The organism is Mycolicibacterium sp. XJ662 (assembly GCF_053484035.1).
Genome location: NZ_JBEFTL010000010.1, coordinates 172,535 through 187,258, shown reverse-complemented (window position 1 = coordinate 187,258; position 14,724 = coordinate 172,535). Strand labels below are relative to the sequence as shown.

At 65.4% G+C, this 14,724-nt stretch carries 11 protein-coding genes; 6 read left to right on the top strand and 5 right to left on the bottom strand.

The features are described 5' to 3' along the window. The first annotated feature begins 421 nt into the window (after window positions 1-421). Both ABQE93_RS22495 and ABQE93_RS22490 read left to right on the top strand, forming a co-directional pair. A complete protein-coding gene (locus ABQE93_RS22495) occupies window positions 422-3,604 on the top strand; it encodes an adenylate/guanylate cyclase domain-containing protein (protein ID WP_448410454.1) in 3,183 nt (1,060 codons plus the stop codon). 2 nt (window positions 3,605-3,606) lie between these two features. Further along, window positions 3,607-4,839 (top strand): glycosyltransferase, encoded by a 1,233-nt coding sequence (locus ABQE93_RS22490; RefSeq protein ID WP_448410456.1) that lies wholly within the window; start codon window positions 3,607-3,609, stop codon window positions 4,837-4,839. On the opposite strand, the gene ABQE93_RS22485 is transcribed toward ABQE93_RS22490, so the two are convergent. After that, on the bottom strand, window positions 4,836-7,019 hold the full coding sequence (locus ABQE93_RS22485) for a molybdopterin-dependent oxidoreductase (protein ID WP_448410458.1): 2,184 nt from the start codon (window positions 7,017-7,019) through the stop codon (window positions 4,836-4,838). The genes ABQE93_RS22490 and ABQE93_RS22485 overlap by 4 nt on opposite strands. Before the next feature lie 216 nt (window positions 7,020-7,235). Between ABQE93_RS22485 and ABQE93_RS22480 the strand changes: the two genes are divergently transcribed. The 4 genes from ABQE93_RS22480 to ABQE93_RS22465 all read left to right on the top strand — a co-directional run bounded on the left by ABQE93_RS22480 (window position 7,236) and on the right by ABQE93_RS22465 (window position 10,895). Then, complete coding sequence (locus ABQE93_RS22480) at window positions 7,236-7,460, top strand: zinc ribbon domain-containing protein (protein ID WP_448410460.1); 225 nt, start codon at window positions 7,236-7,238, stop codon at window positions 7,458-7,460. A gap of 10 nt (window positions 7,461-7,470) precedes the next feature. After that, complete coding sequence (gene fmdA, locus ABQE93_RS22475; protein ID WP_448410461.1) at window positions 7,471-8,727, top strand: formamidase; 1,257 nt, start codon at window positions 7,471-7,473, stop codon at window positions 8,725-8,727. 77 nt (window positions 8,728-8,804) lie between these two features. After that, complete coding sequence (locus ABQE93_RS22470; RefSeq protein ID WP_448410463.1) at window positions 8,805-9,962, top strand: thiolase family protein; 1,158 nt, start codon at window positions 8,805-8,807, stop codon at window positions 9,960-9,962. 108 nt (window positions 9,963-10,070) lie between these two features. Continuing rightward, window positions 10,071-10,895 carry an alpha/beta fold hydrolase gene (locus tag ABQE93_RS22465; protein WP_448410464.1) on the top strand — a complete coding sequence of 275 codons (825 nt, stop codon included), beginning with the start codon at window positions 10,071-10,073 and terminating at the stop codon, window positions 10,893-10,895. Here ABQE93_RS22465 and ABQE93_RS22460 read toward each other — a convergent pair. The 4 genes from ABQE93_RS22460 to ABQE93_RS22445 form a co-directional block, all read right to left on the bottom strand. After that, on the bottom strand, window positions 10,872-11,378 hold the full coding sequence (locus ABQE93_RS22460) for a nuclear transport factor 2 family protein (protein WP_448410465.1): 507 nt from the start codon (window positions 11,376-11,378) through the stop codon (window positions 10,872-10,874). The genes ABQE93_RS22465 and ABQE93_RS22460 overlap by 24 nt on opposite strands. After that, window positions 11,375-12,394 carry an NAD-dependent epimerase/dehydratase family protein gene (locus tag ABQE93_RS22455; RefSeq protein WP_448410467.1) on the bottom strand — a complete coding sequence of 340 codons (1,020 nt, stop codon included), beginning with the start codon at window positions 12,392-12,394 and terminating at the stop codon, window positions 11,375-11,377. Before ABQE93_RS22455 ends, ABQE93_RS22460 begins: the two co-directional genes overlap by 4 nt. 100 nt (window positions 12,395-12,494) lie before the next feature. Beyond that, complete coding sequence (locus ABQE93_RS22450) at window positions 12,495-13,676, bottom strand: acyl-CoA dehydrogenase family protein (RefSeq protein ID WP_448410470.1); 1,182 nt, start codon at window positions 13,674-13,676, stop codon at window positions 12,495-12,497. Then, a complete protein-coding gene (locus ABQE93_RS22445; protein ID WP_448410472.1) occupies window positions 13,676-14,722 on the bottom strand; it encodes an acyl-CoA dehydrogenase family protein in 1,047 nt (348 codons plus the stop codon). The genes ABQE93_RS22450 and ABQE93_RS22445 overlap by 1 nt, the downstream gene beginning before the upstream one ends. Between the last annotated feature and the right edge of the window lie 2 nt (window positions 14,723-14,724).

Genomic DNA, 14,724 nt, shown 5'->3' with positions numbered 1-14,724 from the left:
CAGCCGGTCGACGGCGAGGTAGGCGAACTGAATCTGCGTTACAACTATGAGCAGCATCATCATTCACTGAATGATGATGTGACGCCCGTCCCTAGAGAGCAGCCACCGTTCGCGCCGAACCATCGTCTTGCGGTACCCAACCCGCGTATATCAGTCTGACACCAACCGTCGTTGACCAACGACCGCCGCGGCACCGGACTGACCCCGATCAAACGAAAGCCGCCCCGGCATCGAACCGGGGCGGCTTTCACCTGCCTCTTGACAAACGATGCCTACATATCAGCTGGCTACCGCGACCGGACCTGTCGGATCGGGCCGATGACCTGCGGTCACTATCTGCGGAAAACGCGACCCGCAGATGCCGCCTTGAGTAATCATGGTGGTCACTGGCGGGGAAGGAAACCGGGTGATGGTCGGTCCGGTGGCCGAGGCCACCGATCGGTGTGGGACATGCGGGAACGAGCTCAGGATCAACGCTCGCTTCTGCGATGAATGCGGTGCACGTATATCGACGACGGCCTCCCCCGGGGAGCGTAAGCAAATCACCGTCTTAGTCATTGACGTCGTCGGGTCGATGAAGCTTGCTTCGGTCCTCGATCCGGAACGGCTCCGAGAACTCATGAACGAGTTGTTCAACCGGGCCGCCGCCATAATTCAGCGCTACCAGGGCACAGTCGACAAGTTCACCGGAGACGGCCTGATGGCCCTTTTCGGTGCGCCCCTCGCGCTCGAGGATCACGCGCTGCGCGCCTGCATCGCAGCGCTGGAGATACAGCAGGACACCAACTGCCTGGCCGACGAGGTCCGCCGCAGCGACGGAATCGACCTTCAGCTTCGCGTCGGCCTGAACTCGGGTGAGGTGATCGCGGGTGAGATCGGGGCCGGCCCCGGCAGGTATACCGCTGTGGGTCACCCCGTCGGCATGGCACAACGCATGGAAGCCGCCGCGCCCGCAGGCGGGGTGCTGTGCTCGCAGGCCACCGCTGCGCTCGTCGAAAGCCTCGCAACTCTCGGTCCGGTCGAGGAGGTCGTGGTCAAGGGCGAAGCCAGCCCGACGCCGGCTCGTCGGCTGCTAGCGGTGGAGTCCGGTAAGAAGGTCGTGGGCCGCAACGAAGGCGCGATGTTGGGCCGTGATGCCGAGTTGGGCTGGCTGCGCAAGTTTCTCGGCGCTAGTACGGGCGGCCTGGTTGCGGTCGTCGGTGATCCTGGGGTCGGCAAAAGCCGGCTGGTCGACGAGTTCGCAGCGATCGCAGCCGGTGAAGGCGTCGACGTCGTCACCGCCCGTTGCGAAGCACACACCAAAACACTGGCCTTTCACACGCTTTCGCGGATGCTACGGGCAATGTTCGCGGTCGAAGGACTCAGCGACGCTGACGCCAGAGACCTCACGGCCGCGCAGTACAACGGCCTTCTGCCGCCGCAATCGCCCGATGCTCAGATGCTGTTCGAGGCGATGGGCATCGCCGAATCAGATGCGGAGCCGCTTCCAGCCACGATTGACGGCAGGCGCAGGAGACTGGTCGAAGTGATGGCGCAGGCTGCGCTCACCCGGTCAACGCGCACAGTCTTCATCCTCGAGGATGCCCACTGGATAGATGCACCAAGTGACGAAGTGCTTTCTCAATTCGCCGCCACCCTCAACGTAGCGACGTCGACGTTCGTCGTCACCCATCGACCGGAGTTCCACGGTGGGCTGCACCAGAGCGCACGCCATGCAATCACCCTTGCGCCACTGACGGGTTCGACAACGGCATCCCTCGTCCAGCAGTTGCTCGGCGATGACCCCTCCCTCAAGTCGCTTGCCGACCGCGTGGCGGTGGCAGCGCTGGGTAATCCGTTCTTCGCAGAGGAGATTGTGCGGGATCTGGCGGGCAGCGGGGTGCTGACCGGAAGCCGTGGCGATTATCGGCTGGCTCACGACGTCAGCGAAATCAGCGTGCCGGCTACCGTTCAAGCTGTTCTCGCCGCCCGCATCGATCGGCTGCCTGCCGAGGCGAAGTCGATTCTGAACGCGGCTGCGGTGATCGGTACCGGGTTCGACTTGGAAGCCTTGAGCACCCTGCTGCCCGACGCCCAGCCGTCGCGGCTAGCCGACCTGGTGTCGGCCGAGCTCATCGATCAGACGGAATTCGTTCCGACCCAGCGATATTGCTTCCGTCATCCGCTGGTGCGCACTGTGGCCTATGAATCACAGTTGGCCGCTACCCGCGCGCAGGCGCACCGACGACTGGCCGCTGCTGCCAGGGGACACGAGCCAGCAACCGCCGACGAGAACGCGGAACTCATCGCCACACATTACGAGGCCGCGGGCGACCTGGTCGACGCATACCACTGGCATATGCGCGCAGCTGAATGGCTTGCGCTGCGTGACCTTCAAGCAGCCCGCACCCGTTGGGAAAGCGCGCGACGCATCGCCGATCAGCTGCCCGACGATCATGACGACATCGCCGCGATGCGAATCGCGCCGCGGACGATGCTCATCTCGAAGGCGGTTTTCGTCGGCCACGACGCCGACGCCGACGAGCAGTTCCAAGAGTTCCGAGCTATGGCGTCACAGGCCGGCGATATGACGTCGCTTGCGGTTGCGATAGCCGGTCGGGTCATCTCGCTGACCAACAACGACATTCGTGTGCCCGAAGGGGCGAAGCTCGCAGAGGAATTGAATGGGATCGTCCACCAGCTCGACTGCGATACCGAGACGGTCGGCGTCATCCTGTTCGCGATTGCGTACGCACGGTTGGCAAATTGCGATTTCGATGCGGCTCTGGAGACGATCGACCAGATCACGTCTGCCCTCGAGCATGTGGCGACCATGGAGCTTTCCTTGAGTATCGCGGTCCGGGGTGGAATCGAGTATTACACCGGAGACCATGAGAACGGCCGCCGCCACATGCTGGAAAGCTACGAGAAGGCGAAGGACCTACCGCCCGCCAGCCAGGCGGTTGTGTGGGCGTACTGGGGTGTGTTGGCAGCAGTCGGAATGTTGAGGCCGACCGAGATTATCGGCGATATGCGTGAAAACGTCACGCGCGCTGAGACATTTGGTGACCGATTCTGCATCGTCGCCGCACAATGGTCTACGGGTGTCGCCTTGCTGCGCACCGACGCTTCCGACCGCACCGAAGCCGTCGGACTGCTGCAAAGCGCTCGCGAAGAAATGTGTAAGTACAGTCTGTTCGCTGCCGCGCTGCCGGCCGTCGCGGCGGATCTCGCCGTGGACGCCGCATCCAAAGGGCGCCGAGATGAGGCCATCATCGAGCTGCGTGACTGCTTCAGAGTGCACACGACGCGGGGTATTCGTCTTCTCGCCAGTCGCGCGGGCGAGGCCCTCGTCGAACTACTCGTCGAGAGGTCCGGGTCAGACGACCTCGCTGAGGCACAACGCATCATCGACAATCCGCTCGCCCGCCATCCCGATATACCGGCGATGGATCTGTGGTGGCTGCGGTCGCGAGCGCTGTTGGCCGAGGCGGAGGGCAACCACGCAGGGTACAGCGAATTTGCTAACCAGTACCTTGCGCTATGCGAAAAGCTCAACGCCCGCGGTCGGATCGACGAGGCGCGGCAGATGGCCACTCGACGCTGGCCCGAACACCGGGAGTAACGGTGGCAACGATCCTCGCGTACACCTCACCTGCCCTCGGCCACCTTTTTCCGATGAGCGCGGTCCTGTCCGAACTTGCCAGCCGCGGGCACACAATCCACCTGCGCACACTCTCGGCCGGCGTCGAAACAGGGCGGTCGCTGGGGTTCGCGACAGAAGCGATCGATCCCGAAATCGAAGCGATCACCCAAGATGATTGGCAGGGATCAAACCCGATCGCCGCGCTGAGGATCTCTGCATCCGTATTCGGCAGACGCGCCGAACGCGAGGTCGACGATCTCGCCGCCGCGCAATCTCGGGTAAGGCCGGACGCGTTGCTTCTCGACGTGAACTGCTGGGGTGCCCTCTGCGCCGCTGAGGCGGGCGACACGCCTTGGGCGACCTTCTGTCCGTACACCCCGCTGCTTCGCTCACCCGGGGTGCCGCCGTTCGGCCTGGGCCTTCGACCGTTGCCGGGAGCGCTCGGCCGGGCTCGGGATGCCGCGGCGACGGCGGCACTGCTGGCTCCCCTCGAACGGGTTGGGCGAGCACCGCTGAACGCAGTGCGAGCAAGAGTGGGCCTGGCACCAGTCAGATCAATGAACGAGTTTCTGCGCCGAGCACCGTTGATACTGATCGCCAGCGGTAAACCGTTCCAGTACCGCCAAACCGACTGGGGGCCAACGGTGCACATGATCGGACCGTGCATCGTCGACCCCGGCGCCGATGTCGTTCCCGAATGGCTGTCGACTATCGAGCGACCGATTGTGCTCGTCTCGACCTCTTCAGAGAAGCAAGACGATGCCGACCTCATCTCGACCGCGATGGCCGCACTTGCCGACCAACCAGTTCACGTGGTGGCGACTACTCCCGCCGGTGAGCCAGTCGGTTTGAACGCACCAGCGAACGCAACTCTGTGCCGGTACATCCCTCATAGCCTGGTACTCGGCAGATCGGTGTGCGCGGTGACCCATGGCGGAATGGGAGTGACGCAGAAGGCCCTCAACCATGGGGTCCCGGTGTGCGTCGTGCCGTATGGACGAGATCAGTTCGAGGTCGCTCGGCGGGTGGAAGTCGCTCGATGCGGCACGCGATTGCCGGCCAAGAAGTTGTCCGTGCCACGGTTGTCGGCGAAAGTTCGTGAAGCGATGACCATGACCGAGGGCGCCAGACTCGTTGCAGAGGGTTTCGCTGCGACCGGCGGACCTCCTCGGGGTGCCGCCCTGTTCGAGCGATGCGTGCTGGCTGTCGCCTAAACAGCCTCTACCCGCACGGGCACCCCGGTCAGCCACGCCATACCCGACAGCGCCTCCACATCGTCGGGGTCGCTCGACGTCAGCTGGTTGACGTTGGCGCCGCCGGCACGGTTGGCCAGCCGCCAACCCCCAGTTCCCTTGTGCCCCCAGCCGTGAGGCACCGCGACGACCCCGGCGATGAGATCCTTCGTCGTCAGCACCGGCACGGTGATCGCGCCGTAAGGTGAACTGATCCGCACCTCGTCGCCGTCCGAGATGTCCTGCTCGGCCGCGTCATCGACATGCATGAGCGCGTGCTGGCGGCGGTCTCCGCGCATCAACAGCGGTGAGTTGTGCATCCACGAGTTCTCCGAGCGTGGCTCGCGCAACCCGATCATCCGTAGCGGATAGCCGTCGGGAAGCGCACGCTGCGACAGTTTGGCGATCTCCGCCGCAATCCCCGGATGGGCCAACCGCACCCGACGCGACAGGTACCCGACGGCCGTACGCAGCACCCCGGTGCGGATGTGCGGTGAGAGCACGACGCCGTGCGGATGATCCTCGATCAGCCGTCGCATTGTCAGCCCGCCGCGGCGCAGCCCGAACCGATCACCGCCCTCCGACATCCGCACGAGCGCGTCGACGATCATCCGCGGCAACCCCTCGAATCCCAACCGGCGCAACATCTTTTGCACACCGGCGAATACCGCGAACGCGGGAACGCGCCGACTCAGCCGTCGGGCCAGTTCCTCGGCGACGTCCCACTCCCCACGGGTCTCCCCCATCGGGTCAAGCACCGCCGCGGTCGCTTGCCGGAACGGCGTGGCCTGAAACCCTTGGAAGGTATACGGAAAGTCGTCGCGTTCGTACATCGTCGGAACGGGCAGGATGTAGTCGCATTGCGCGCTGGTCTCGGTGACGTAGAAGTCCAGCGCGACAGACAGTTCCAGTTCGCCGAACGCTGCCTCGAGTTCCTCGCCGTTAGGCACCGAGAGCACGGGGTTGCCGGCCGATACGAACATCGCCCGGATCTGGCGCTCACCCGGCGTCGTGATCTCCTTGGCCATCAGCGCCGCGGGCTCGGAGCCGATCGCGTTCGGGGTCCCGCTGATCCGCGACCGCTTATTCCGGTAGGACCGCCGCATAATGGCGCCCATCGCGACGTTCTGCCACTTCTGGCCGACGGTGTGCATCGAGCTGAACACCGAACCGCCGGGCGCGTCGAGATTGCCGGCCACCAGGTTCACCGCGTCGATCAGGTAGGTGGTCAGCGTGCCATGCGTGCCCACGCAGGTACCGAGCCTGCCGTAGACGGCGGCACGTCGGGTCTGCACCAGGTCGCGCGCCAACGCGCGCACGCTGTCCGGGTCGACGCCGGTCTGGGTCGCCGTAGACTCCGGGGTGAAGGGCCGAGAGATCTCCCGTAGCCAGTCCACGCCGTCGGCCCGCCGGGCAAGCGCAGCGACGTCGACCATGCCGTCGGCGAACATCACTTGAATCAGCGACAACAGCAACAACGCGTCGGTGTCGGGCACGATGCCGAGCCATTCGAAGGCCGCCGCGGTCTCGCTGCGCCGCGGGTCGACGATCACCACCCGTCCACCGCGCTTGACGATGTCGTGCATACGGTCCTTGATCCGCGGCGCGGTCAGGAAACTGCCGTGGGACACAAGAGGATTGCTGCCCATCATCACCAACAGATCGTTGCGTGTCAGGTCCGGAATCGGCACGGAGGTCGGCACGCCGTAGAGCAACTGGCTGGCGATGAGTCGGCTGTTGGTGTCCTGCGACGATGCCGTGAAGTAGTGGGCGTGGCGACCGAGGCCCTTGGTGAACAGCAGCGCGGCGAAGACGTGCGCGTAGCTGAAGGCCCCCGGGTTGCCCATGTACCAGCCGACCGCGCCGGAACCGCGGCGGCGCAGGATCGCCGACAACCGGTTCGCGATGTCGTTCATCGCCTCGTCCCAGGTGACCTCTTCGAAGCCGGTCGGCCCGCGCCGCAGCGGCCTGGTCACCCGGTCCGGATCGTTGACGACCTCGGTGAAAGCGATGCCCTTCTGGCATGCGAAGCCAGCCGACAAAGGATGATCCTTATCCGGGCGCAGCGCCGTCAGGCGCCCGTCTTCAACCGTCGCGATCATCCCGCACAACGGTTCACAGATGCGGCAGAACGTCGGCTTGTGCTCTATCAGCGGCGACACGGCTAATGACGTTACTGTAAGAGTTACAGTTTCACTCCGCTTTCGGCGGAGGACCCCGCGGGCCGGGGGTTTAGTCCACCGTTACCCGGGAACCACCATCAGGTCGGCACCGTCGCGCAGTTCTCCGCGCCGTGTGGATCGACAGTGAGGAGATCGATGGTTCTCTACGTTTACCGGTGCCAAACTTGTTGCGGCACCGTCGAAAAGATGCATTCGATGCTGTCCCGACCTGATGTCGTCGAATGTCCGCAATGCATGGGTGAGGCGCGAAGAACAATCGCGTCCCCCCGCCTCGGGCGCGCCGACCGCGCCGCGATGGCGCTGCACGACGCCACCCGCGCTACGGCTGACCAGCCGACCGTGGTCACCGCCCCGCCGCCGGCGCCGCGACGGCAAAAGATCACCACCAGCCCACTTCACCGCAAGCTCCCACGACCCTGAAGGACCTCTCATGCCGGAACTGGTGTTTCCCCTCGACTCGACCAAGAAGTTCACCGACCAGCAGGTAACCGGCCACAATCGGTGGCATCCCGACATCCCCGCGGCGGTCACGGTGAAGAAAGGCGACGAGTTTCGCGTGCACTGCCGCGAGTGGTTCGACGGAGATATCAAGAATGACGACTCCGCCGAGGACATCCTCAATGCGCCGATGAGCAAAGTGCATCCGCTGGCAGGCCCGATCGCCGTCGAAGGCGTGAAAGCCGGAGATCTGCTCATCGTCGACATTCTCGACGTCGGCCCTATTCCGCAGGAAGACTCCGGACCGTTGGCCGGCCAGGGCTGGGGATACACCGGTATCTTCGCCAGGACCAACGGCGGCAGCTTCCTGGTCGATCAGTTCCCGGACGCCTACAAGGCGGTGTGGGACTTCTCCGGCGAAAAGGCGACCTCACGCCACGTGCCGGGGGTCGAGTTCACCGGCATCACTCACCCCGGCCTGATGGGTACGGCACCGTCACCGGAACTGCTTGGAAAGTGGAACACCCGTGAGGCCGCGCTGATCGCCACAGACCCGGACCGGTTGCCGCCGTTGGCCCTTCCGCCGGAACCCACCAATGCGGTGCTCGGCACCCTCACCGGCGACGCGTTCGACCGAGTCGCCGCCGAAGCCGCGCGCACCGCGCCGCCGCGCGAAAACGGCGGCAACATGGACATCAAGAACCTCACCAGGGGCAGCCGGGTCTTCTTCCCGGTGTTCGTCGACGGCGGCCATCTCTCGGTCGGCGATCTGCACTTCTCGCAGGGTGACGGCGAGATCACCTTCTGCGGCGCCATCGAGATGGGCGGCTTCCTCGACCTGCGCGTCGACGTAATCCCCGGCGGGATGGATACGTACGGGGTCAGCGAGCACCCGATCTTCATGCCGGGCAACACCCCGCCCCAGTACTCCGAATGGTTGTCGTTCTCCGGCACCTCGGTGACGCTCGAGGGCGAACAGCGCTATCTCGATTCGCAGCTGGCCTACCAACGCGCATGCCTGCACGCGATCAACTACCTCACCAAGTTCGGCTACAGCCCCGAACAAGCGTTCCTGTTGCTGGGTGCGGCCCCCATCGAGGGCCGCTTCTCGGGTGTGGTCGACATCCCGAACTCGTGCGCCACGGTGTACCTTCCCACCGCAATCTTCGACTTCCCGATCGTGCCGACCGCGGCAGGACCGGTGCGGATCGACCCGGGTATCGGCGCCCCGCACGCGGCGTCGAGCTGACACCGAACCACTGGGGATACTGTAATCTTTACCGTTGGTTTGACCTGCCAGCCGCAGACCAACGGAGGAACAGCCGCGTGAGCACCGCCACAAACACAGTCGCGATCATCGGGGTGGGCCTGCACCCCTTCGGCCGGTTCGAGGGCAAGTCCGCGATGGAGATGGGCGTCGACGCGATCTTCGCCGCCGTCGACGACGCGGGCGTGCGATGGAAGGACATCCAGTTCGCGACGGGCGGTAGTTGGACGGTGGCCAACCCCGACGCGATCGTGGGCATGGTGGGGCTGTCGGGCATCCCGTTCACCAATGTCTTCAACGCGTGCGCGACGGCGGCCAGCGCAGCCAAGGCGTGCGCCGACGGAATCCGGCTGGGAGACTACGACATCGGGATCGCGATCGGCCTGGACAAGCATCCGCGCGGCGCATTCACCGAAGATCCGGCACTTGTCGGGATGCCGAGCTGGTACGCCGAGAACGGCCAGTACCTGACGACGCAGTTCTTCGGCATGAAGGCCAACAAGTACCTGCACGACCATGGCGTCTCTCAGCAGACGCTGGCCAAGGTGGCCGCCAAGAACTTCCGCAACGGTGCGCTCAACCCGAACGCGTTCCGCCGCAAGCCGATCCCCGAGGACCAGATCCTCAACTCGGCGATGTTGAACTACCCCCTGACCCAGTACATGTTCTGCGCACCCGACGAGGGCGCCGCGGCCGTGGTAATGTGCCGCGCCGACATCGCCGAGCGGTACACCTCCAAACCGGTGTACCTGCGCGCGGTCGAGGTGCGCACCCGCCGCTACGGCGCCTACGAGGTCAACACCACGTTCGCGCCCGTCGAAGAGGACGTCGCACCCACCGTGTACGCGGCGCGCGCCGCATTCGAAAAGGCCGGTGTCGCACCGCGCGACGTCGACGTCATCCAGTTGCAGGACACCGACGCAGGCGCGGAGATCATCCACATGGCCGAGTGCGGGTTCTGCGCCGACGGTGAGCAGGAAAAGCTGCTGGCCGACGGCGCCACCGAAATCGGCGGCACGATGCCCGTCAACACCGATGGTGGACTGATCGCCAACGGTGAGCCGATCGGCGCGTCGGGCCTGCGCCAGATCCACGAACTCGTGCGGCAACTCCGTGGAGAAGCCGGCGATCGCCAGGTGCCCGGTGATCCGAAAGTCGGCTTCGCGCAACTCTACGGCGCGCCGGGCACCGCCGCGGCCACGATCCTCACCACTTAACCCGAGGGTTAACCCGCGAAAGGAACCACTGGCGGCCACGGTGTAAACCCGCGCACCGTGGCGCTTCGCGTGGCAGACTTCTGCCCGGACACGGAGGAAGGGGCCCGCATGCCCACCATCACCACACGCGACGGCGTCGACATCTTCTACAAAGACTGGGGTTCGGGCCAGCCGATCGTCTTCAGTCACGGGTGGCCGTTGTCGGCGGACGACTGGGACATTCAGATGCTGTTCTTCTTGCAGAACGGCTACCGCGTCGTCGCCCATGATCGCCGGGGACACGGTCGTTCGGCGCAGGTCGACGACGGACACGACATGGACCACTACGCCGACGATCTGGCCGCGGTGGTCGAGCACCTCGACCTACACGACGCGGTGCACATCGGGCACTCCACCGGCGGCGGCGAGGTCGCGCACTTCCTCGCCCGGTACGGCCAGCACCGCGCAGCCAAGGCCGTGCTCATCAGCTCGGTGCCACCACTGATGGTGCAGACCGACGCCAACCCGGGCGGTTTACCGAAATCGGTGTTCGACGACCTGCAAGCCCAATTGGCGGCCAACCGCTCAGAGTTCTACCGCGCGCTGCCGTCCGGACCGTTCTACGGTTTCAACCGCCCCGGGGCGCAACCGTCCGAGGCGATCATCGAGAACTGGTGGCGGCAAGGCATGATGGGCGGTGCGAAGGCGCATTATGACGGCATCGTGGCGTTCTCGCAGACCGACTTCACCGACGATCTCAAGAAGATCACCATCCCCGTGCTGGTGATGCACGGCGACGACGATCAGATCGTCCCCTACGAGAACTCAGGGCCGTTGTCGGCCAAGCTGTTACCGAACGGGACTCTGAAGACCTATCCCGGTTATCCGCACGGCGCGTTCGTCACACACGCGGACACGATCAACGCCGACCTACTCGAGTTCATCCGCTCTTGACATCACCCGGCGCGTCACCGCGCCGATGACCTTACGGATGCGCGCCGAGATATACACCGAGACAAGGCCGTTGAACACATCTTCACGAAGCCGGGTCAACGTCGACGACGTGAAACGCCACTGCCCGTCGAATTTCTCGTACGTCTCGTGGTAGTGCCCGTAGCCGTGCAGGTTGACCCCCGGGCCGAACCGGACCACGTCCTCCAACGCCCACACTCCCCGCGCCGTCGTCGCCGTGATCAACTCGATCTCCGGCGAATGCACCTGGTGAACGGTGGCCTGGTTGCGCAGGCTCTTGCGGGTGAACGCGACGAACTCATCGGCGCCCGTGATCGCCTTGCCGCCTGCCGGCGAGGTGTCGCTGACGAAATCGTCGGCGAAGAGGTCCCGCCATGCCGCCCAGTCCTTGGTGTCCAGCAGCCGGCAATAGCGCGCCTTCAACTGCTTGATCGCTTCGATTTCGAGCAGCGTTTCCGCGCTCACGGCCCATGCTTCCCGTTTTCGCGGTCCACGTAGAACTGTGCGGCCCGCCGTATTGACTCGGTGGTCGGCCTTGGCTGCCAGCCCAATTCGCGCGTCGCCTTGCTGTGGTCGGCCGGCGAGGTGGTGTGCAGCAGTCGCACCCCGGTCACGTTGATCGGCAGATCGCGTCGCAGCACTCGGGCCATGACACCGGCGACGAAGCCGACCGCGTACATGGCCGCAAGCGGAACCCCGAACCGCGGCGGTCTGGCTCCCACCGCCGTCGCGGCGGTTTCGAGCAACTCCCGCATCGGCATGTAGGTCTGCGAGATGATGTAGCGCTCACCGATGCGGCCGCACTCACCGGCAAGCAGAAACGCCTCGGCGACGTCCTCGATGCCGACGACCTCGGTGGCCACCCCGTTAACATACATCGGGATCTTGCCCAGCGCAGCGTATTTCACTATCATTCCCTGGCTGGGCTGCCAGTCGCGCGGCCCGTACGGGTTGGACACGCACATGGCAACCGCGGGCACCTTGCCTTCGGCCGCGTACCGCAACACCATGTCCTCTGCCGCCCGGCGCGATTGGATGTAGGCGCCACCCTTGCCGTGCCAGTTGAACGCATCGTCCTCGGTGGCCGGGCTGCCGTTGCCCAGCGCGATGGTTCCGATGGTGCTGCAGAACACGAACCGATGCAGGTCGGCGTCGGCGGCGACGTCTAGCACGCGCCGCAGACTCGCGACGTTGGTCTCGAACAGCGGCGCGGGATCACGTAGGTAGAACCGCGTGTCGACGATGCAGTAGTACACGACGTCGCGGTCGGCCATCGCCGCGCGCAGCGCCTCCGCATCGAAAAGGTCGCCGTAGCAACGCTCGACATCGAGGTCGTCGATGGCCACCGTCGAGCTCGTCTTGCGCAGGAAGACCCGGACGTCGTCGCCGCGTTCGGCGAGTTTTCGCACGACGTGCGAGCCGACGAAGCCGCTGGCGCCCATCACCAGTGCGCGGCGGGTGTTCCCCGGTGGATTGGTCATGCTTCTCCTTCCCGCGAGGCTCCGGCGAGCGTGCGCAAAGTCGCGGAGTTTGTCGGCGTGTCGCCCGCAAACACGCACGCTCGCGCAAAACGGGGCGCGGCTATTTGGGCGCAGCGTACGCGGGCTTGCCGAGCCCGAGCACGTACTGCGCAATCATATTCCGGAATACCTCCAAGGTGCCGCCGTAAATCCCGACCAGCGGGGCGAATCGGTAGACGTACTCGGCGGCGCCGTCATCGGCGGCACCATCGGTGCCGAGCGGCAGCGCCGACGCGCTTCCGAGAATGTCCATCAGGTCCGGGGAGATGTCACGCATCGTCTGGGCCAACGCCACCCGGCCGAAAATGCTCGGCGCCGACAGCGAGGCCTCCAACCGAGCGACGCTGCGGCCCAGCCGATAGGCCACCGACCCGTCGTCGAGGAGCCGACGGCCGTTGGCGTCCTTTTCGGCCACCTTGGCGGCGGCCTTGTCGACCGCGGCGGCCATGAAACCCGCCTGATGCATCATGATCGACACGTCCTGTAGCCCGTCGGCCGCGGTTTCGACCGCGCCGTGCTCGACGTTGAGCGGTTCGCGCACCACCGTCCAGCCGCCGTTGACCTCACCGAGGCGGTACTTGTCGTCGACGCGCACATCGCTGTAGTAGACGATGTTCGTACGGTCACCGTCGATGGTGCGGATGCCCTGGATCTCGACCCCGGGCGAATCGAGCGGTACCAGGAACATGGTGAGGCTCTTGTGTTTCGGCGCGTCGGGATCGGTGTTGGTGATGAGAAAAACGTATTGGCAGTTGTGCGCGCCTGTGGTGAACATCTTGGAACCGTTGATCACCCACTGGTCGCCGTCGCGCACCGCACGGGTTTTGCACGTCGCGACGTCGGACCCGCCCTCGGGTTCGGTGTAGCCGAGGCAGAGCCGCACGTGCCCGGTGAACACGCCGGGTAACACCTCGGCTTTCAGCTCGGGCGAACCGAACTTCTCCACCGACCGCGCGATCATCGACGTCGTGCCCGACGTCACCCACGGCACATGGGCCCGACGCTTCTCCAGTTCCCAGATGCGCCGTCGGACCCGGTCGAAGCCGCCTTCGGATTCCGGCTTCCACTCGCCGGCAAGGTAACCCGCCTTGCCCAGCGCCAGGTGCACGCCTTCATCGAAGTTGTCACCGGTTTCGCGGTCGCGGCGGATGACGTCCTCGGTGACCACCTCGTTGAGGAACGCCCGTGCCTCGTCGAGGAACGACTGTTGGTCGTCGGTCAACTGCACCCGTGAGAAGTCCATTACTCGGCCTCCGCGCTTTCGCGTGCCGCGACGATGCCGGCGATGTATTTGGCGGTGATGCCGGGGTCCCCGCCTGCCAATGCCCAGCCGCGCGCCCGAACGAGATACGCCGTTGCGGCGGCTTCTGCCGAGACTCCAAGCCCACCTTGAACATGCACGGCCATGGTGGCGGCCTTGGCTGCCTCTTCAGCCATGAACACGTACACCGACGGCGCGAGCTCCTGGCGCTCATGCGGTTCGTTGTCGAGGAACCACGCTGCCCGCCGGGCCAGGTTGCGACCGGCCTGCACGGTGATCGCGATGTTGGCCAGCGGATGCGAGATCGCCTGCAGGGTCGAGATGGGCACGCCCAACGTGTACCGGGTCTTGGCGAACTCCGCCGCGATCGTCATCGTCTCCTCGACGAGCCCCACCAGTGCCGCGCCGGTCAACAGCCGCCATTCATCGAGGGCGCGCTGGTAGGCCGCCAGCGCGTCGGCGCCGGTGGCCAGCACCGTCCGGTCGTCGGCGGCCGCCGGGTCGACCCAGGCCATCGGGAGCCGGCCGATGTTGTCGACCTTGGCGGGGCGGGTGGCGAACGTGAGCCGGACGATGTCGTCGCCGTCGCGCACGACGATGTGGTCGGCGACGGACCCGCTGGGTACCAGCCGCAGCCCGGATGCGCTGTCGTGCTGTGGGTCCAGCGCCGCCAGTTGGGTGCCGTTGAGGATGTCGGGTTCCAGTGCGTCCAGGCGACCGAGCAACCGTGCCGTGCACACGTGGTCGATCCATGGAACCGGGGCCAGCGACCGGCCGATCTCCTCGGCGACCAACGTCAGGTCGACCAGCGTCGCACCATCACCGCCCGATGCCTCCGGCAGCGCCATCGTGGTCGCGCCCATCGTGCACAACCGCTCCCACAGGCTCTTGTCGAACCCGGACACCTCAGCGGCCCAGACGGTCTCGATCGAGCAGTGGGTTTTGAAGAAATCCTTGTAGGCCGCCTGCAGAGCCTGGTGGTCCTCGGACAGGCTGTAATCGAGCCTGCGAAGTTCAAAGCGGTCCATCG